16 protein-coding genes are annotated in these 19,878 nt (G+C 46.9%); all 16 read left to right on the top strand.

Going from position 1 to position 19,878, the window contains the following annotated elements; translation table 11 throughout:
- Positions 1-44 precede the first annotated feature (44 nt).
- The 16 genes from AAV90_RS11865 to AAV90_RS11790 all read left to right on the top strand — a co-directional run bounded on the left by AAV90_RS11865 (position 45) and on the right by AAV90_RS11790 (position 19,821).
- On the top strand, positions 45-845 hold the full coding sequence (locus tag AAV90_RS11865; RefSeq protein ID WP_046499434.1) for a Cof-type HAD-IIB family hydrolase: 801 nt from the start codon (positions 45-47) through the stop codon (positions 843-845).
- A 428-nt stretch (positions 846-1,273) separates the two neighbouring features.
- Positions 1,274-2,248: an ROK family protein gene (locus tag AAV90_RS11860; RefSeq protein WP_052729764.1), complete on the top strand. Its 975-nt coding sequence runs from the start codon at positions 1,274-1,276 to the stop codon at positions 2,246-2,248.
- 735 nt (positions 2,249-2,983) lie between these two features.
- Positions 2,984-3,991 carry a bifunctional phosphoglucose/phosphomannose isomerase gene (locus AAV90_RS11855; protein ID WP_242847559.1) on the top strand — a complete coding sequence of 336 codons (1,008 nt, stop codon included), beginning with the start codon at positions 2,984-2,986 and terminating at the stop codon, positions 3,989-3,991.
- A gap of 317 nt (positions 3,992-4,308) precedes the next feature.
- On the top strand, positions 4,309-5,061 hold the full coding sequence (locus tag AAV90_RS11850) for a PHP domain-containing protein (protein ID WP_046499430.1): 753 nt from the start codon (positions 4,309-4,311) through the stop codon (positions 5,059-5,061).
- Position 5,062: 1 nt separating this feature from the next.
- Positions 5,063-5,950: an RNase adapter RapZ gene (rapZ, locus tag AAV90_RS11845; RefSeq protein WP_046499428.1), complete on the top strand. Its 888-nt coding sequence runs from the start codon at positions 5,063-5,065 to the stop codon at positions 5,948-5,950.
- Entirely contained in the window at positions 5,951-6,931 is a 981-nt protein-coding gene (locus AAV90_RS11840; protein WP_046499426.1) for a gluconeogenesis factor YvcK family protein, read from the top strand.
- The gene (gene whiA, locus AAV90_RS11835) at positions 6,928-7,872 is read left to right on the top strand and encodes a DNA-binding protein WhiA (protein WP_046499423.1); all 945 of its coding nucleotides are present in this window, start codon (positions 6,928-6,930) and stop codon (positions 7,870-7,872) included. Before AAV90_RS11840 ends, whiA begins: the two co-directional genes overlap by 4 nt.
- A gap of 83 nt (positions 7,873-7,955) precedes the next feature.
- Entirely contained in the window at positions 7,956-9,347 is a 1,392-nt protein-coding gene (gene rpoN / locus AAV90_RS11830; RefSeq protein WP_046499420.1) for an RNA polymerase factor sigma-54, read from the top strand.
- 454 nt (positions 9,348-9,801) lie between these two features.
- Complete coding sequence (locus AAV90_RS11825; RefSeq protein WP_046499417.1) at positions 9,802-10,833, top strand: sugar-binding transcriptional regulator; 1,032 nt, start codon at positions 9,802-9,804, stop codon at positions 10,831-10,833.
- 2 nt (positions 10,834-10,835) lie between these two features.
- A complete protein-coding gene (gap, locus tag AAV90_RS11820; protein ID WP_046499414.1) occupies positions 10,836-11,843 on the top strand; it encodes a type I glyceraldehyde-3-phosphate dehydrogenase in 1,008 nt (335 codons plus the stop codon).
- A gap of 45 nt (positions 11,844-11,888) precedes the next feature.
- Complete coding sequence (locus AAV90_RS11815; protein ID WP_278279308.1) at positions 11,889-13,064, top strand: phosphoglycerate kinase; 1,176 nt, start codon at positions 11,889-11,891, stop codon at positions 13,062-13,064.
- Between the two features lie 18 nt (positions 13,065-13,082).
- Positions 13,083-13,841, top strand: coding sequence for a triose-phosphate isomerase (gene tpiA / locus AAV90_RS11810; protein ID WP_076982653.1), 759 nt, complete (start codon positions 13,083-13,085; stop codon positions 13,839-13,841).
- A complete protein-coding gene (gene gpmI / locus AAV90_RS11805) occupies positions 13,834-15,372 on the top strand; it encodes a 2,3-bisphosphoglycerate-independent phosphoglycerate mutase (protein WP_046499409.1) in 1,539 nt (512 codons plus the stop codon). The genes tpiA and gpmI overlap by 8 nt, the downstream gene beginning before the upstream one ends.
- 288 nt (positions 15,373-15,660) lie before the next feature.
- A complete protein-coding gene (gene eno, locus AAV90_RS11800) occupies positions 15,661-16,941 on the top strand; it encodes a phosphopyruvate hydratase (RefSeq protein WP_046499489.1) in 1,281 nt (426 codons plus the stop codon).
- A gap of 82 nt (positions 16,942-17,023) precedes the next feature.
- Positions 17,024-17,254, top strand: a complete 231-nt coding sequence (gene secG / locus AAV90_RS11795) for a preprotein translocase subunit SecG (protein WP_046499403.1) — start codon at positions 17,024-17,026, stop codon at positions 17,252-17,254.
- Between the two features lie 131 nt (positions 17,255-17,385).
- Positions 17,386-19,821 carry a sodium-translocating pyrophosphatase gene (locus tag AAV90_RS11790; protein ID WP_157609564.1) on the top strand — a complete coding sequence of 812 codons (2,436 nt, stop codon included), beginning with the start codon at positions 17,386-17,388 and terminating at the stop codon, positions 19,819-19,821.
- Positions 19,822-19,878 lie beyond the last annotated feature (57 nt).

Raw genomic sequence — 19,878 nt, 5'->3', positions numbered from 1 at the left:
GGGCAAATGCTCGGCTTCTTCTTGATAAGGGGGCATATGGGCATATGGAAATAAAATTGGTGGCTCTAGATTTGGATGATACCTTGCTGGATACGGGACTTAAAATTTCTGCTGAATGTATTGCAGTGATAAAGGAGGCCCGCCGACAGGGAACCATGATTACTTTGTCAACCGGCAGGATGTACCAGTCGGCTCTGCCGTATGCCCGGCAGTTGGAAATTGATGTGCCGCTCGTTACTTATCAGGGAGCCTGGGTAAAAAATACGCTTACCGGAGAAGAATTATATTACAAACCGGTTCCTGGTGATTTGGCCCGCCAGGTTATGACATATTTTAGAAGATTAGGCGTACATTATCATAGCTATTATAATGATGAACTGTGCATGGAAACAATGTCGGAGGAAGGGCTGTATTATTCCCGACTGGCTGGAGTAAAAACCCATCTGGTAGCGGATTTGATTGCTGAGCTGGAAAATAATGATGCTATGAAGATAATGGCAATAACGGACAATGAAAAAGTACTTCTGGAAATGGAAGAAGAACTCAAATCCTGCTTGGGCAGGGAATTGCATATTACGAGATCCAAGCCCTATTTTCTGGAGGTAATGAGCCGGGAGGCCAACAAAGCCAGGGCTTTACAGGTAGTGGCCGACCATTATGGGATTAACCGCAAAGAGGTTATGGCAGTAGGGGATAGTTATAATGACATTGAAATGATCGAATGGGCCGGGCTGGGTGTAGCCATGGCCAACGCCCTGGGGCCGGTAAAAGATGCCGCCGATTTTGTGACTTCTTCCAATGAAGAAGAAGGAGTAGCCGAGGCCATCCGCCGTTTCGTGCTATAGGAACAAGTAATACAGAAATAGACATAGATAACACAGATCATTTTCTGAAAGCGTTTGTCAGAATGGGGTTAATCTTTTATATAGACAGATTCAGCCGGGTTAGTAGACGCGTATAGCGCGCCTTTAATAGCCCCTAGGGGAGGATTCAGCCGATATTATTAACCCCCCCGCAACCCCCGTAGCGGAGGCTTCAGCCTCCCGATATTATTAACACCTCCCGTAGCGGAGGCTTCAGCCTCCGCGGGAAAACGTGGTTTTCGAAGGGACGCGGTTTAAACAGACCCAGACAACACAGATTTAACAGATTTAAACAGCTTCCTTAATAGCGACCGTTAGAGAGCATCGGTAGTCCCCGCAGGGGGCTTCCTTAATAGCGACTTTGCAGCGTTTTCCGCGTCTATTAACTCTAGTATTCTGGAGGTTGGATCTTGGGAGACTTTATTATTGGGATTGATATTGGTGGGAGTAAGGTATTAACCGGTATTCTGGATAAGACCGGGCGGGTTTTGACGCGCAAAAAGGAAACTACCTGTTCCCAAGGGCAGCCAGGGGAAGTCATGGATCAAGTCGCGGGGATGATCGAGCTGATGAAGGATGAGTTGGGGATAGGTGCTCAGGATATCTTGGGAATCGGGGCAGGGGTACCGGGCCCTTTGGATTATTATCGGGGTGTTGTTTTGGAATCGCCCAATCTGCGCTGGCCGGAGTATCCAGCTGGCAGTGAGCTAAACAAAAGATTAGGCTCTAAACTTTTGCTGGAAAAAGATACCAATGCCGCCGCTCTGGGCGAATTTTACTATGGTTCAAGTAAAAAAATACGGAATCTTATCTATATAACGGTTAGCACCGGTATAGGCGCAGGTATAATAGCTGACGGCAATCTGTTGCATGGTCACAAGGGCGGTGCAGGGGAATTGGGACATATGTTGATTGAGCCTGGCGGCAGGAGTTGTGGCTGCGGCCGTCAAGGCTGCCTGGAAGCCTTGGCCTCAGGTACAGCTCTGGAGCAGGAAGCCCGCGAAATGATAGCTCACGGACAGGCCCAAAGTATTCAGGCTTTAATCGGAGATGGGAAACCGCTTACGGCACGTGAATTAGGCTGGGCTGCCCGTCAGGGAAATAAGGAAGCGCATGATTTAATCAGCCGGGCCGCTGACTTTTTGGGCATTGCCATAACTAATTTGGTCAATTTGTTAAACCCGGAACGGGTAGTAATAGGCGGTGGAATGGGTTTAGGGCTGCAGGATTTGCTGCTCCCCCGTATTAAAGAATACGTTTTTAACCATGTTTTTCGGCTGCATCGTCAGGATCTGGAAATCGCTGCCACCCAGCTAGGGGAAGATATTGTCCTGCTGGGGTGCGCTACGATGGTTTTAGAGAATAAACAAATGTTTAGGAAGTAAACTAGAATAAAGAGGATTAGAAAAACCCTGTATTCCGGGCGGAGGCTGAAGCCTCCGCTACGGGGGCATCGAAGAACCACGTATCCTGCGGAGGCTGAAGCCTCCGCTACGAAGGCATCAAAGAACCACGTGTTCCTGCGGAGGCTAAAGCCTCCGCTACGGGGGCATCGAAGAACTACGTTTTCCTGCGGAGCCTGAAGCCTCCGCTACGAGGGGGGCGAGGGTGTTGGAAATCTAGCGGTGAAAGCCTTGGCTGCTGGTTGTAAAAACCGCGCTAACCGCGACTATTAGCCCTGCGGAATCGGTCTATATATAAGAATAACCCCAATCTGGCAAATACTATAATAAGAATAATTACCCTGCGGTACCACTGATGCACCCTTGCGGTTGCAATTAAGGTTGCACCCTACGGGTACTACTGATATGAACTTCGTTCATAATTAAGGTTGCTGTGTAAATCTGTTTGATCTGTGTTATCTGTGTCTATTAAAACCACGTCTGTTAGAAAAACCTCGAATTCCGGGCGGAGGCTGAAGCCTCCGCTACGAAGGCATCGAAGAACCACGTGTTCCCGCGGAGGCTAAAGCCTCCGCTACGGGGGCATCGAAGAACCACGTGTTCCTGCGGAGGCTAAAGCCTCCGCTACGGGCTCTAGCGGTCGCGGAAATACGTGCAAATCTACGTTATCCGCATCTATAAAACAGGAAGGGAATGTGATCTATGACGGCTGAAAAAATGAGAGATTATCTCCAGGGATTGCCGGAGCAGTTTAATGAGATGTTGCAGATGAAGCTTAATCTGCCCAGCCGATACAAAAAAGAATATCAAAATATTCTGGTGAGCGGTTTGGGCGGTTCGGCGATTGGGGGCGATATACTACGCAGTTATGCATTCTCTCAGGCTGCTATCCCGGTTATAGTCAATCGGGACTATGATATCCCAGCTTTCGTGGGGCCTCAGAGTCTGGTGCTGGCCGTTAGCTATTCCGGAAATACCGAAGAAACCCTCAGTGCATATCGGCAGGCCGAGAGAGCCGGGGCCAATATTATTGTGGTCAGCGGCGGAGGAAAACTATCCTCCCTGGCCCGGGAAGATGGCAACATGGTGGTGGAGATACCTGCAGGACTATCTCCGCGGGCAGCTACCGGCTACCTTTTCTGTCCGTTAGCATTAATTCTGGAAGAATTAGGTCTGCTGTCGGGAGTAAGTAAAGACCTCGCCGAAACCAGCCGGGTTTTGGCGGACTTAAAGGAGGAAATCAACCCGGCGGTTGATTACGACCAAAATATTGCCCGACAGCTAGCCGGTGAAATGAAAGGCCGTATCCCGGTGATCTGGGGAAGTTCAGCCCATTCCGAGGTGGCGGCTTGGCGGTGGAAAGCCCAGATTAATGAGAATGCCAAATCTCCGGCTTACTACAATGTATTTCCTGAATTAAACCACAATGAGCTGGTGGGTTTTGAGGCTCCGGGTGATTTAATATCGCAAATACTAATCGTTATCCTGCGTGATCCAGGTGATCACGAAAGGGTCAAAAAGCGCATCGACATAAGCCGACAAGTAATTGAAAGCCGGGTGGCTAAAGTAATGGAAGTAGAGGCCCGCGGCAATTCTTTCCTGGCCCGCTTCTATTCCCTGGTGTATATAGGTGATTATACCAGTTACTATCTAGCCTTGGAGTATGGCATCAACCCCACCCCGGTAGAAGTAATCGACTACCTCAAAGCCGAACTAAATAAATAAGACCAGCCAAGCACCGCAAGTAAATAGACGCGGATGACGCGGATTTACGCGGCAACCTTAATTGCGACCGTTAGGGAGCACCAGTAGTACCCGATAGGGTGCTTTAATAGACACAGATAACACAGATCAGACGGATTTACACAGATTATCCTTTTAAAATGTTTGTCAGGGGTGAGGCGTTAGGGGTGAGGAGAACAAAGTGAATCCGTGATCCCCGCAGCAAAAGAGCTTGTTATGCAAAACCCTTTATTAAAAAACAGTGTAAATATGTGCCTAATTAATCCGCGTCTATTAACTCTTCGAGAGGGAAGATGGTCATGAATTTTTTCGGGGATTATCACACTCATTCGCGTTACAGTGACGGACTTCAGTCGGTGGAAGATATCGTCCGGGCTGCTCAACGGCGCGGACTCAAGGAAGTGGCTGTGACTGATCACGGACCGGATATGCTGTTAATTGGGATCAAAAACGCAGACCGATACCTAAAGCTGAAGGAGGAGCTTAAGGTGCTAAATGATTCCGGGCAGTATGGTGTTAAGGTCTTGCTGGGCGCGGAGGCCAACATTTTAGACCTTAAGGGCACGCTTGATATTCCTGACAATATTGCCCGACAGATGGATATCTTAATTGCCGGATTGCATCCTTATACCCGGCCTGCTTCTCTGGATGATGGATTAAAAATCTGGGTACAGAACAGCCTGCGTCATATGGGCAAAAGGCAAAAAGAAAAGGCGAAAAACGCCAATACCAAGGCCAGTTGTGAAGCTCTCTATAATAACCCGGAGATTAATATCCTGTCCCATCCCGGACTTGTTTTTGCGGTAGATATTAAGGAAGTGGCTCACGCTTGCGTTAAAAATGATGTCTGGTTTGAAATAAATTGTGCTCATAAATACCCGCTGATTTCTGATATAATAGAAGCAGAACAAACTGGAGTTGATTTTATTGTAAACAGCGATGCGCATTATCCTGCCAGTGTCGGCCAACTATCCTATGGTGAATACATTATTAAAAGACTGCATTTAGATCCGCAGCGTGTAGCCAACTCTTGGGATGAAGGGGAGTGCTAGGATGATGGAACCGAACAACCAACCCAACGTTTTAATCATCACCGGTTTATCCGGGGCTGGCAAAACACAAACCATGAACTGCCTTGAAGACCTAGGCTATTATTGTGTTGATAATCTGCCCCCTGCCCTTATGATCAAATTCATTGAGTTAAGCATGCAATCTGAAGCCAGAATTGAAAAAGTGGCCCTGGTCATTGATGTCCGGGGAGGGGAGTTTTTCCATGATCTTTCCCAATCTCTAAATGAACTGGAAGAAAACCAGATTGCCTTTGAGATACTATTTTTAGAGGCATCTGAGGAAGTTCTGGTGCGCCGTTTTAAAGAATCAAGACGTCGGCATCCTCTGGCCATCAGCAGTCGGCTGCTAGAGGCAATCCGTATGGAGCGAAACATCCTGGAAGAGCTTAGGGGCCGAGCCAATATTATCATCGACACTTCCAACCTAACGCCCCGGGAATTAAAGAACAAACTGCTTAGTTACTACAGCGAGGGTAACAAGGGTGATTTTACCATCAATATTGTATCATTCGGCTATAAAGCAGGTATACCTTTAGACTGTGATATTATGATGGATGTCAGATTCCTGCCCAATCCCTTTTATGATCCTTTGATGAGAACCATGACCGGTGAGGATGACGATGTTATACGATATGTCCTGGAAAACCCCGTAACTAAATCTTTCACCCGCCGTTTTTTGAATCTGTTAAAATTCCTGGTGCCTTACTATATTGAAGAGGGTAAAACCAATCTAGTCCTATCCATAGGCTGCACGGGCGGACAGCATCGTTCGGTGGTTTTGGCAGATTACTGCGGCGGACAGCTTAAAAAAATGGGGTATAATGTTATAGTAAGACATCGAGATATAGCCAGATACAAAGAGGAGGTTTAGATGTCTTTTTATACAGACGAACCGAAGATTGTAGTAATAGGCGGAGGAACAGGACTGTCCGTCCTTTTAAAAGGATTAAAAAAACATACTTCCCAACTGACCGCAGTCGTTACTGTAAGTGATGATGGCGGCAGTTCCGGCCGGTTAAGGGCGGAACTCGGGATACTGCCTCCCGGGGATATTCGCAACTGCCTGGTGGCTTTGGCCGAAACCGAGACCCTAATGGATAAAGTTTTTCAGCATCGTTTTGCCCAGGGATCAGGTATTGCCGGACATAATCTGGGTAATCTATTGTTGCTGGCGATGACGGAAATAACCGGTGATTTTGTAAGTGCCATAAAAGAAGTCAGCGAGGTCTTGGCCGTTAGGGGTAAAGTTATCCCGGCTACCTTGGATCAGGTAGTGCTGGAAGCCAGGATGAAAGATGGGGCTATAGTTACCGGGGAGACCGCGATTCGAAATTATAATCATAAAATCGAGAAGATTTATCTGGTTCCTGAGGCTTGCAGGCCGGTTCCGGATACTCTGAATGCGCTTTTGGAAGCGGATGCTATAATAATGGGGCCAGGAAGCCTTTATACCAGCATTATTCCCAATCTCCTGGTGGAAGGTGTCACTTCGGCTATCGCCAGATCGAAAGCAGTAAAGATATATATCAGCAACATAATGACCGAGCAAGGGGAAACCGATGATTTTACCGCCCTGGATCATCTGCGGGTTATTATGGATTATGTGGCCGAACCGATTATTGACTATATCATTCTTAATACGGGTTCCATTGATGAATTAAGGTTGAAAAGATATCAGGAGGAAAAGGCCGTGCCCGTAGCTGATTCTTACCAGCAGATAACGGATCTGGGCATTAAGGTAATGGCGGCGGATCTGGTTTCCAATACTGAAGTCGCCTGGCATGATCCTGACAAACTGGCCAATATTATAATGCAGGTTATTTACGACAATCAGCCGGAGGGGCTAAAATGAGTTTTGCCAATGAGGTCAGAAGTGAATTGGCTCATATCATACCTGAGAAATCCTGTTGTCAGATATCTGAATTGGCTGCTTTGCTGGCTCTGCGGGGAGATATTGTTGTCCAGGATAATGGCAAACGGGTTTTGCAGGTGGAGGCCGACAATGCAAGTGCGGCTCGCAAGGTTTACCGTCTGCTTAAAGATTGCTGTCGCCTTCAGCCCGCGGTGGCAATAAAGGAGCGCAAACGTTTTCGGCAAACCCGCTTTTACATAGCAGAAGCCCTGCTGAATGAACGGGAAATGCAATCCTTGCAAAACCTGGGTTTGCTGAACGACAACGGGGATATCAAGCGGGATGTTGATTGGAGCCTGGTGAGCAAAAACTGTTGCAAAAGATCCTATTTGCGGGGGGTCTTTATGTGCAAGGGTTTTATCAACCGTCCGGAAGGCAATTATCATTTGGAAATCGTGTTAAATGATACCCGCATGGCTCAGGATATAAAAAAAATGCTGGCCCGGCTAGATGTTGAAGCGCGCCTCGGGGAACGTAAAAACAACCTGATTGTCTATATCAAGGACAGTGAAAAGATCGGGGATTTTTTACGGGTAGTAGAAGCCAGTAATTCTTTACTGAATTATGAGAATGTGCGTATCATAAAATCCATGCGCAACCAGGTGAACCGCCAGGTAAACTGCGAAACTGCCAATCTGGGTAAAACTATTGATGCCTCCGTGCGTCAGGTGGAACTGATTGAGAGTCTGCTTGCCAGCCAGGGTATCGCCATGATACCCCCGCAGTTAAAAGAGTTGGCTATGTTGCGTATCGATCATCCGCACAGTACCTTAAGGGAATTGGGGCTTATGATGAACCCGCCCCTGACGAAATCAGGGGTTGCCTATCGCATGAGGAAGCTGGAGGAATTTGCTGAAGAAACTCTGTATGAGACAGAATGATTTTTAACATCTAACTCGCAGGATTGTAAAACGATGACCCAACGGGAGAGAAACTATCCCGAATAAACCAAGTGAGGTACTTTATGAAGCTTACCCATGATATATACTTGGAGCAACAACAAAAACTACTAATGACTCCTGAGTTACGTCAAGCCATTGCTATGCTGCAAATGTCAACTCTGGAGCTGGGTGAGTATATACAAAAAGAGTTAGAAGAGAATCCTTTTCTGGAAGAAAGGGAAGAAGGCAGCCTTGAAGGCGAAACTACGACCAAGGAAACCAACGAGATTGAGGAAAACAAGACCGAAGACTGGTTGGAGTCTTACTATGAACGTGATAATGATCTGAGTGTATCTGACCGTGAAGATAAATCTTTTGATAATTATATCAGCAAGACTCCCAGCCTCTATGAGCACCTTCAATTCCAGCTGCGCATGTTGGTAACCGGCGATCTAAATCTGGAAATAGGCAACTATATTATTGGCAACATCGATGCCAACGGATACTTGACGGTAGATCTGGAGGAAGTGGCGGGCGCTACTGGTACTGATATTGATCAGGTTCAGGCTGTATTGCAGACGATTCAGGCTTTCCATCCCCATGGGGTGGGGGCACGTGATCTGGCCGAATGCCTGCTGATTCAGCTGGAGCACAACGGCAAAGAAGACCCGGTTGCCATAGCCATCATTGAAGAACATTTACAGGATCTGGCCCGGGGCAGACTAAATAAAATAGCGCAGGATTTGGACATAAGCGTGCAAGAGGCCCAGGAAGTTTGCGATTTTATTCGTACCCTCGATCCCAAGCCCGGGCTGCAATATAGCAGTGGCGATGAGATTAAATACATCGTGGCTGATATCATCGTGGAAAAAGTGGATGGAGAATATATCGTGCTGGTCAATGACAGCAACTATCCTCGTTTGATTATTAGCCGGATGTATGAAAATATGTTGCGCCGTCCGGAATCCCTGTCGCCTGAAGTCCGCAAATATCTGGAAGACAAAATGAATTCGGCTGTCTGGCTGATCAAAAGCATAGAACAAAGGCGTATGACCCTGTATAAAGTTGCCCGTTGCATTGTGGATATACAGAAGGATTTCCTGGATAATGGCATAAAATATATCAAACCGCTTAACCTAAAACAGGTGGCTGACATTATAGAAGTACATGAGTCAACGGTAAGCCGGGCGACTTCCAATAAATACATTCAAACCCCCCAGGGCTTATTTGAATTAAAATTCTTTTTCAGCAGTGGTGTTAGCAGTTATGCCAACAGCAATGAAAAGGTCTCATCCAAAAGCATAAAAAAACAGATCCAGGAGATAATTGAAAAAGAGGACAACTCTAATCCCTGGAGTGATCAGCAGCTAGTGGAGATGTTGAAAGAAAACGGGATCAGAATATCGCGCCGCACGGTCGCCAAATACCGGCAGGAATTAGGCATACCTTCCACAGTGACGCGCAAACGTTATTAATGGACACACCCTCGCAGCAGAGGCTTTATCCTTCGGGGAGTTTTTCGAAGGGACGCGGTTTAAATAGACACAGATAACACAGATTTAACAGATTTACACAGCTTCATAGCGATCGTTTAAAGAGCATCAGTAGTACCCGCAGGGTGATTTTTCTTGTTTAAGTATTTGCCGGAGCGGGGTTAATCTTTCAATCGACTCCGCCGAGTTAATGGACGGATAAAACGGCTGTCTTAATTGTAAACTCAAATCATATCCTAAGCCCTAAATAACGCCCCTATTTTCATAGTTGGACGGGGTGGACGGCAGAAATTTTAGAAATAATGTCTAGCACATTAACTTAATTGTGCTATAATATTTAAAAACATAAGTTTAATCGAATTTTTTTAAAGTCAATGGGACAAATCTGTCCCTGTAGTGTATAATTAGTCCCAAGAGCAGAATTGGTTTTGATATTATGGATGAAAAAATATTCAACCTCATAGAGCGTCTAGCCCCAGAGGCATTGGAGATTATGAACAACCGCTATCAGGTTTTAAAGCAGGTTTTTTATAATCAGCCTATAGGCAGACGCCAACTTACCCGCAATATCGGCTGCACCGAAAGGGTAGTCAGATCAGAGGTAGACATTCTAAAAAGCCGGGGGGTCTTGCAAACAACCTCTGCCGGTATATATCTGACTGCTTATGGGGAAGAAATGCTTAGGGATTTCGCCGGGTTGGTTCCGTGGTTGTTTAATACCCAGCTATTAGGGGAAAAACTAAAAGAGCGTTTTGGTTTGAGTGATGTAATAGTCGTTCCCGGGAATACGGATCAGGATTTATTCGCCCAGGAGGACTTGAGTAGAGCCGGGGCCGAGTATCTGCGCAAGATCTTATATCCGGGCTGTATCGTAGCCGTGACCGGGGGAACTACCCTAGCGGGTGTAGCCAAGATGATACGGGAAGGCGTAGATGCGCGAGATATTTTCGTTGTCCCGGCCCGCGGCGGCTTAGGCGAGGAAGTTGAAACTCAAGCGGGTAATATAGCTGCCAAGATTGCGCGGGCGATCGGAGCGCAATATCGACTCCTGCATATTCCTGACAGCCTGGAGGCTAGCACAGCCGAAGCCTTAAAGAAGGATATTCATATCAGTGAAGTTGTTAAAACCATCAGATCAGCAGACATTCTGATTCATGGGATTGGCCCCGCTGAGGAGATGGCCTACCGCCGAGGATTGTCACCTGCTGAAGTTGATTTTTTGCAAAAAAATGATGCCCGCGGCGAAGCCTTACGGTACTATTTTGATAAAGACGGAAAAATAATTTTTGAAATCCCCGGAATTGGTATAGAAATAGATGATTTTACCCATATTGGAACTAAAGTAGCTGTGGCAGGAGGAAGTAGTAAAGCTGCCGCTATTGAAGCCGTATTAAGATCCGGTCAGGAAAATGTCCTTATAACGGATGAGGGGGCTGCCCAAAAAATAATATATGGAAAGGATGATTGAGTATGGCTGTAAAAATTGCCATTAATGGTTTTGGCAGAATCGGGCGTTTGGTAGCCCGAGCCAGTTTGTTAAGGGATGACGTGGAATTAGTCGCCGTTAATGACCTGGGGGATCCTAAAGGCGGAGTCTTGCTGTTTAAGTATGATTCCATTCATGGACAATTCCCGCAGGAAGTAAAATTGGATGGCAACCGCATTATCGCTGGCAGCAAGAGTTTTCAATATCTTTCCGAGCGGGATCCGGAAAAATTGCCCTGGAATGAGCTGGGGGCCGACATTATAGTAGAGGCCACCGGTGTTTTCAAAACCAAAGAGACTGTTTCCCGTCATTTGCAGGCTGGAGCCAAAAAAGCTGTTATCTGCGCACCTGCCAAAGGCGTTGATTTAACCGTTGTTATGGGCGTGAATAATGATATGTACAAACCTGCCGAACATCATATTTTATCCAATGCTTCCTGTACAACCAACTGCCTGGCTCCAGTCGCCAAAGTATTACTACAGGAATTTGGCATTGAAAGAGGTATGATGAATACGATTCACTCCTACACCAATGACCAGCGGGTATTGGATCTGGAGCATAATGATATGCGCCGGGCCAGAGCCGCCTCCCTGTCTATTATCCCTACTACTACCGGAGCGGCCAGTGCGGTAGGCCTGGTTATACCTGAGCTAAAGGGTAAACTGGACGGCCTGGCTGTAAGGGTACCGACCCCAAACGTTTCCCTGGTGGATTTAACCGTGGAGCTTGGTAAAGCAGCTTCTACAGAGGAGATTAATGCTGCCTTCAAAACAGCCAGCGAATCATATCTAAAAGGTATTTTAAGATATACTGAGGAACCTCTGGTTTCCAGGGATTATAACGGAGAGAGTTGTTCGGCTGTAGTGGATGGACCGCTGACTATGACCATGGGTGGAAACATGGCCAAGGTCATTGCCTGGTATGATAATGAATGGGCTTATTCACTGCGGGTAGTAGACTTGGTAACCTATATAGCCAAACAAGGCATATAAGAATAATAGAATAAAATCTGGCAGAATCTGCAGGGAGGCAGTCAATTGAGAAGTGTAAAAGAAATAGATATGAAAGACAAGCGCGTATTAATGCGGGTAGATTTTAACGTACCGATGGACAACAACGGTCATATTCTGGACGATGCCCGTATAGTATCCGCTATACCAACGATTAAATATATTTCCGGGCAAGGAGCTCGTTTAATCCTAATGAGCCACCTGGGACGCCCCGATGGGCAAAGAAAAGAAAAATACAGCTTGCAGGTGGTGGGAAAACACTTAGAGCAGTTGCTGGGCCGGAAGGTTTATATGGCTGATGATTGTGTAGGCCCGACCGTTCAGGAGCAGGTCGATAAAATGGCTCCCGGGGAGATTATATTACTGGAAAACGTTCGTTTCCACGCTGAGGAAGAGAAGAATGACCCGGCTTTTTCCCAAACATTAGCCAACCTGGGAGATGTGTTTGTAAACGATGCCTTTGGGACTGCCCATCGCGCCCATGCTTCTACGTGCGGGGTAGCTGATTATCTGCCTGCTTATGCCGGGTTTCTGCTGGAAAATGAAGTGGATATGCTCAGGAGTGTTATAGAGCATCCCGAAAGCCCTCGTATGGCAATATTGGGCGGAGCCAAAATTAAAGATAAGCTGGGTCTGATCCGTAATCTACTGGATAAAATGGATATACTCTTAATAGGCGGCGGGATGGCTAACACCTTCTTGAAAGCACAGGGAATATCCATAGGCAAATCCATCTGTGAAGAAAAACTGTTGGCTGAAGCCCGGGAACTGCTGGAGCTGGCGAACGCGAAGAATAAAAAGATTCTGTTGCCGGTGGATGTGGTGCTGGCAGACGATTTAACCAGCAATTCTGCGGGAATTGTAGCCGATATTGACCATATACCTGCCGACAAGATGATTGTAGATATAGGTCCTAAGACCGTAGCGCTTTTTTCTGAAGCTATTTCCCAGGCCCGTACGATAATCTGGAATGGGCCGGTTGGGGTTTACGAAAACGATCAGTTTGTGCATGGAACCGAAGCCCTGGTACGCGCTATTGCCGACTCGTCAGCCGTAAGCGTGGTTGGCGGAGGAGATTCGTCGGCGGCGGTACACAAACTGGGGCTTGATGAAAAGATTACCCATATTTCTACCGGCGGTGGAGCCACCCTGGAATTATTGGAAGGTATCCAGCTGCCGGGAGTTAAATCCTGTGAATGGTAAACTAGGGAGGTTACGTATTTGAGGAAAACGGTTATTGCGGCCAACTGGAAAATGCATAAGAACTTAAGCGAGACTGAGGAGTATGGGCAAAAACTAATGACTCTGCTAGCTTCTCCGTTAGACGCTGAGGTGGTCATATGTCCGGCATTTACCAGTTTGCAGGTACTGAGTAAGACCCTGGAGAAAAGCCCGGTAAAAATAGGTGCCCAGAATCTCTTCTGGGAGAACAGCGGGGCTTATACAGGGGAGATTTCGGCTCCCCTGCTGCTTGACTGTGGCTGCAGATATGTCATCGTGGGTCACTCGGAACGTCGTCATCTAATGAATGAGTCTGATGCCAGCATCAACCGTAAATTAAAAGCCGCTTTGAATAATTCCCTGATACCGATTTTTTGTGTAGGGGAAACCCTGCCGGAACGCCAGAATAATATGGCCCGCCAGGTAATAAAGGAACAGCTTAGCCGGGGCCTTGATGAAGTCAGCCTGACGGAAGGCAAGATAGTCATTGCCTATGAACCGGTCTGGGCGATTGGCACAGGTATTAACGCCAATCCAGATGACGCTCAGGAAATGATTGCCTTTATAAGGGAGACCCTGGCCGGTTTATACAATATGGAATTGGCGCAGTCCATTTCCATCCTTTACGGAGGAAGCGTAAAAACTGATAACATTGCAGATTTTATGGACAAAAAAGACATTGACGGAGCCCTGGTGGGTGGTGCCAGTCTAAATGTGCATGATTTTGCCCGAATAGTGAGGTTGGGAAAAGATGTCTAAAAAACCCCTGGTATTAATGATTTTGGATGGCTGGGGTCTAAGGGCCGCCTGTGCGGATAATGCTGTCACCCTGGCCAATCCGGTCAATTTTAATAAGTTAAAAGATGTCTATCCTTATACTGAATTAGAATGTTGTGGAAATGATGTGGGACTTCCCCGCGGGCAAATGGGAAATTCCGAGGTGGGACACCTGAATATGGGGGCCGGTCGGGTCGTTTTTCAGGAGATTACCCGTATCAGCCAGACGATTGAGGATGGTTCCTTCTTCCGCAATGAAGAACTGTTAAAAGCCCTGGAAAATACCCGTTATCATAACGGAGCCGTTCATTTGCTGGGATTGCTCTCCAACGGCGGAGTACATAGTGAGCTGACCCACCTATATGCCCTGCTTAAATTGTGTAAAAACAATAACTGCCCGGAGGTATATGTCCATGCTTTTATGGATGGTCGGGATGTGGCACCGCAAAGCGGCATGGATTATGTTAATGCCGTGGAAAAACGGATGCGGGAAATAGGTGTTGGCCGGATAGCCAGTCTGGGTGGACGATTTTATGGCATGGATCGAGATAACCGCTGGGAACGGATCGAAAAAGCATATAACGCCATGGTTCTGGGTGAAGGCCTTCAGGCTGCCAATGCCCAGGCCGCTTTAGAAAACAGCTATGAAGCCCGTATTACCGATGAATTTATGGAGCCGACCGTCATTGTGGATAAACAAGGGCAGCCCATCGGTAAAATTAAGGACGGAGACAGTGTGATTTTCTTTAATTTTAGGGCTGATCGAGCCCGGCAAATAAGTCATGCCTTCGTTGATCAGCATCTGGACAGGTTTAAACGTAAGGTGCTGCCTGCTACCTATTACGTATGTATGACTCAGTATGACGCCCATTTGCAGGCCCCGGTAGCCTTCCCGGCTCAGAATCTTGATAATACCCTGGGGCAAGTCCTGGCCGCCCATGGCTTAAAACAATTGCGCATTGCCGAAACAGAAAAATATGCTCATGTAACCTTTTTCTTTAACGGAGGGGTGGAGGAAGCAAATCCCGGCGAGGATAGAATTTTAATTCCCTCTGCTAAAGTAGCTACCTATAATTTAAAGCCCGAGATGAGTGCCGCTGAGGTGACCGAACGGGTGATTCAGGAAATTGACCGCGACTACTACGATGTCATTATCATGAACTATGCCAATCCTGACATGGTTGGTCATACCGGGGTTTTGGAAGCTGCGGTGCGAGCTGTTGAGACGGTCGACCAATGTTTGCTAAAGATTGTCAACCAGGTACAGGAGAAAGCAGGAACGGTTTTGATAACGGCTGACCACGGCAACTGCGAAATGATGTTGGATCCTGAAAAAGGCTGTCCTTTTACAGCCCACACCACCAATAAGGTTCCTTTTATTCTGGTGGATGACAGGTATAAAGGCCGCCGGTTGAAAGATGGTTCGCTGCAGGATGTGGCCCCTACATTATTAGGATTGATGGGCTTGGAGATACCGCCGGAAATGACCGGAAAAAGCCTATTAAGCGATTAACATATACGGATAACGCTGATTTAATGGATTTACACAGTTTTTTGCAAGCAGAAGGGCGCTGAAAATTATGGAAAGCAGCAGGTTTTTTTAGAAAATAATTTTTCCCCGTCTGGGTTGTCCTAAACGAGGTGAAGGATATACCCCTGAAACGGCGTTACATACTTCGTCGCGCTTAGAATGTCCCAGACGCAGGACACCGGAATTTAAACTGGTGGTTGTGGCTTCGGCCACAGGGGAACATTCTCAATATAAACTATTTTTAAATGGAGTGCAGAAAGGATGAACATGATGAGTATAATCGTGGATGTATTTGCTCGGGAAGTATTAGATTCCAGGGGTAATCCTACCGTAGAAGTAGAAGTCATCTTAGAAGATGGAACCATGGGAAGAGCTATCGTTCCATCCGGCGCTTCTACCGGCGCTCACGAGGCAGTGGAACTGCGTGACGGGGATAATGACCGCTATCAAGGCAAAGGAGTGCTCCAGGCGGTAAACAATGTAAACGACATTATTGCCCCTGAACTCCTGGGAATGAACGTTACCCACCAGGTTGATATTGATGCCGTGATGATTGATCTGGACGGCACACCCAATAAAAGCAAATTAGGAGCCAATGCCATACTGGGAGTGTCTCTGGCCTGTGCCCGGGCTGCGGCTGAATACTTGGCCCTGCCTTTATACCAGTACATAGGAGGGTTAAACGCCAAAGAGATTCCCGTGCCGATGATGAATATCTTAAATGGCGGCAAACATGCGGACAATAACGTGGACATTCAGGAATTTATGATTGTACCGGTCGGTGCAGGCAGTTTCCGAGAAGGATTGCAGATGGGGGTGGAGGTCTACCATACCCTGAAAAAAGTTTTAGCGGGCAAAGGCCTGGTAACGTCCGTGGGGGATGAGGGAGGTTTTGCTCCCAACCTGCCTTCAAATGAAGCGGCTATTGAGGTAATCCTGGAAGCGATAGAAAAAGCCGGTTACGCACCCGGTCAGCAAATAGTTCTGGCCCTGGACGTGGCGGCTACTGAACTATACCAGGATGGTTACTACCACTTGAATCAAAAGCAGTTTGCCACCGATCAGATGGTGGAATTCTATAACGATTTGACCCGGAAATATCCGATTATATCCATTGAAGATGGCTTGGCCGAAGACGATTGGGAAGGTTGGAAAAAACTTACCGACCAGCTGGGCAAGCGTATCCAACTGGTGGGTGATGATCTGTTTGTAACCAATACGGAAAGACTGGCTCAGGGGATAAAACTGGGGGTATGCAACAGCATCCTGATAAAGCTTAATCAAATCGGCACTCTGACCGAGACCTTAGATACGATTGAAATGGCCAAGCGTAATGGTTACACGGCGGTTATATCCCATCGTTCCGGGGAAACCGAGGATACTACCATGGCCGATGTAGCCGTAGCTGTAAATGCCGGTCAGATAAAAACCGGAGCACCGGCTCGTACCGACCGAATTGCCAAATACAACCAGCTACTGCGTATTGAAGAGGAACTGGACATTTTCGCGCAGTACCGCGGTCGGGGAGCTTTTTACAACTTAGGTAAATAGGGTACCAGCCTTGTAATAAACGAGAAAGTTGTGGTAAAATATACTGCGGCTTTCGGGAAGATATGTGAAAGGAGGTTCAAAGGTGCTTAAAATAATTATTCTTATACTTCAGACGATTTGCGCGCTGGGTTTGATTGCGACAGTTTTGCTGCAGTCCGGCAAGAGTGCGGGTCTATCTGGAAGTATTGCGGGTGGTAGCGAAGCCATATTTGGCAAGAAAAAAGGCGTGGATGAACTGTTTGCCAAGATAACAGCTTATCTGGCCGCAATTTTTATGGTTCTTACTCTGATGCTGGCTATTTTACAAGGCTAGAGCGCCGGGCAGAATTTAGAACTGCTCATCGCCACAGAGAAGATTATTTGGAGAACTGGTTTGTACCCTACTTTTCAGTATACAACAATGGACTAAATTAATTTGAGGAAGTGATCTAAAAAATGAAGCTAATGCTTGATAACAAGGTGGCTCGTGCTATCTTAAGCAGTATATTCGGCTTAGCTGTACTCCTGGTTGCGCCAGCCACTGCATATGCAGGCGAGGCAAATCTGGTGTTGCCCCAACTGAGTCAGTCACAGCATACGCTCCTGTTTATAGGCATAGGGGTATGTATCCTGGGTATGCTCTTTGGTTTCTATCAATTCAAAAAGGTACAAAAACTTCAGGCACATCAAACAATGTTGGATGTAGCCAATACTATTTACGAGACCTGTAAGACATATCTGATCCAACAGGGGAAACTGCTGATTATCCTGTTTGCCTTTATAGGTGTATGTATAGCTTTCTACTTTGGTTTCCTGCAGAATATGCCAATAGGTGGAGTGCTATTCATTCTGATGTGGACGGTTATCGGTATTTTAGGCTCCTACAGTGTGGCCTGGTACGGTATCCGCATGAACACTCTGGCAAACAGCCGCGTGGCCTTTTCCTCTCTGGAAAGAAAGCCGCTTAAAGTATTAAATACAGCCTTGGACGCTGGAATGAGCATCGGGGTGCTCCTGGTCTGCGTTGAGCTGGTCATGATGCTTATAATTCTGTTGTTTGTTCCCCGTGAATTAGCCGGTGCCAGCTTCATAGGCTTTGCCATTGGTGAATCTTTAGGTGCCAGTGCCCTACGTATTGCCGGTGGTATATTTACCAAAATCGCTGACATTGGTGCTGACCTGATGAAAATCGTCTTCGGCATCGAAGAAGACGACCCGCGTAATCCAGGTGTTATAGCCGACTGTACCGGTGACAATGCCGGTGACAGCATTGGGCCCACCGCTGATGGATTTGAAACCTACGGTGTTACCGGGGTAGCCCTGGTAACCTTTATTGTCCTGGCAGTGGCTCCCGAATTACAGACCATATTGCTGACCTGGATCTTTGTTATCCGTATTCTAATGGTTATTACCTCTATAGTTTCTTTCTACATCAACCACGCTGTCAGTCAGTCTAGATTCGGTAGCGCAGATAAGTTTGACTTTGAAGCACCCCTTACCAGCTTGGTTTGGTTGACTTCTTTGATCTCTATTGCAGTTACTTTCCTTGCCTCTTACTACATTTTAGGACCTGGCTCCGGACAAGTTACAGTGCTGACAGATCTATGGGCTATTATGGCGTTGATCATCAGTCTGGGAACTTTGGCAGCAGCTGTTATTCCTGAAGTTACCAAGATATTTACCAGCCCAAATTCCACCCACGTTGCCGAAGTTGTTAAGGCTTCCCGCGAAGGTGGACCTTCACTGAACATTCTGTCCGGTATGGTAGCAGGTAATTTCAGCGCGTTTTGGATTGGCTTGGTGTTTGTAGGCATTATGTTTGGCGCCTATGTTGCCAGCATGTCGATACCCGTTGCGATTATGAGCTATGCTTCCATATTTGCCTTTGGTCTAGTGGCTTTCGGAATGTTGGGCATGGGTCCGGTTACTATTGCCGTTGATAGCTATGGCCCGGTTACCGACAATGCTCAGTCCATTTATGAACTGTCCCTGATCGAAGCTGTTCCCAATATTGAAAAAGATATCGAGAAAAACTTTGGTTTCAAACCTGATTTCGAAATGAGTAAATACTACCTGGAAGCCAATGATGGTGCTGGCAATACCTTTAAGGCAACTGCCAAACCGGTTCTGATTGGAACGGCCGTTGTAGGTGCGACAACCATGATATTCTCCTTGATCCTGGTTATCCAGAACGTCCTGGAAGTCGATCCCGCTACGATCCTGACTATGTTAAATCCTTATACCATTTTGGGTTTCCTCTGTGGTGGTGCGGTTATCTACTGGTTTACCGGCGCGTCAACCCAGGCGGTTACAACCGGTGCGTATAGAGCGGTAGAATATATCAAGCGCAATATTAACCTGGAAGAAGATGCTGACGTAAAAGCTAATACCGAAAAATCCAAGGAAGTTGTTAAAATCTGTACTCAATATGCACAATCCGGTATGTTTAACATATTTATCGGTATCTTCTCCTTTGCTCTGGCACTTGCATGCCTGTCAGCTCCCAGCGGCGGCGCAACTGCTCCGGTAGCTTTCTTCGTAGCTTACCTGATTTCCATCGCGGTAATCGGTCTGTTCCAAGCCGTCTTTATGGCTAATGCCGGCGGATGCTGGGATAACGCCAAGAAGGTAGTTGAAGTCGACCTGCAGGAAAAAGGTACTGCGCTGCACGAAGCTTCCGTTGTTGGTGATACCGTTGGTGACCCCTTCAAGGACACCTCTTCCGTTGCCCTGAACCCGATTATCAAATTTACCACCCTGTTCGGTTTGCTGGCTATGGAAATTGCTATTTCCGAAACCTTCAGAGATGTTGCTCCGGTATTTGGAGTCATCTTCCTGGCAATAGCCGTTTACTTCGTATGGCGTTCATTCTACAAAATGAGAATACCCGACGCAGAATAACAGCGAACCAATCACAACAACAAAAAGCTCACAACCCAAAGGTTGTGAGCTTTTTTT

Origin of the sequence: Syntrophomonas zehnderi OL-4 (genome assembly GCF_000983115.1) — a bacterium.
GTDB classification, from domain to species: domain Bacteria; phylum Bacillota; class Syntrophomonadia; order Syntrophomonadales; family Syntrophomonadaceae; genus Syntrophomonas_B; species Syntrophomonas_B zehnderi.
Note: the sequence above shows the minus strand (reverse complement) of the source record. Positions and strands in the feature narration are given on the sequence as shown.

Coding starts and splice junctions, on each gene's coding strand:
- AAV90_RS11865 (WP_046499434.1), top strand. CDS start 45: ATGGAAATAAAATTGGTGGCTCTAGATTTGGATGATACCTTGCTGGAT.
- AAV90_RS11855 (WP_242847559.1), top strand. CDS start 2,984: ATGAGAGATTATCTCCAGGGATTGCCGGAGCAGTTTAATGAGATGTTG.
- AAV90_RS11850 (WP_046499430.1), top strand. CDS start 4,309: ATGAATTTTTTCGGGGATTATCACACTCATTCGCGTTACAGTGACGGA.
- rapZ (WP_046499428.1), top strand. CDS start 5,063: ATGATGGAACCGAACAACCAACCCAACGTTTTAATCATCACCGGTTTA.
- AAV90_RS11840 (WP_046499426.1), top strand. CDS start 5,951: ATGTCTTTTTATACAGACGAACCGAAGATTGTAGTAATAGGCGGAGGA.
- whiA (WP_046499423.1), top strand. CDS start 6,928: ATGAGTTTTGCCAATGAGGTCAGAAGTGAATTGGCTCATATCATACCT.
- rpoN (WP_046499420.1), top strand. CDS start 7,956: ATGAAGCTTACCCATGATATATACTTGGAGCAACAACAAAAACTACTA.
- AAV90_RS11825 (WP_046499417.1), top strand. CDS start 9,802: ATGGATGAAAAAATATTCAACCTCATAGAGCGTCTAGCCCCAGAGGCA.
- gap (WP_046499414.1), top strand. CDS start 10,836: ATGGCTGTAAAAATTGCCATTAATGGTTTTGGCAGAATCGGGCGTTTG.
- gpmI (WP_046499409.1), top strand. CDS start 13,834: ATGTCTAAAAAACCCCTGGTATTAATGATTTTGGATGGCTGGGGTCTA.
- eno (WP_046499489.1), top strand. CDS start 15,661: ATGAGTATAATCGTGGATGTATTTGCTCGGGAAGTATTAGATTCCAGG.
- AAV90_RS11790 (WP_157609564.1), top strand. CDS start 17,386: ATGCTTGATAACAAGGTGGCTCGTGCTATCTTAAGCAGTATATTCGGC.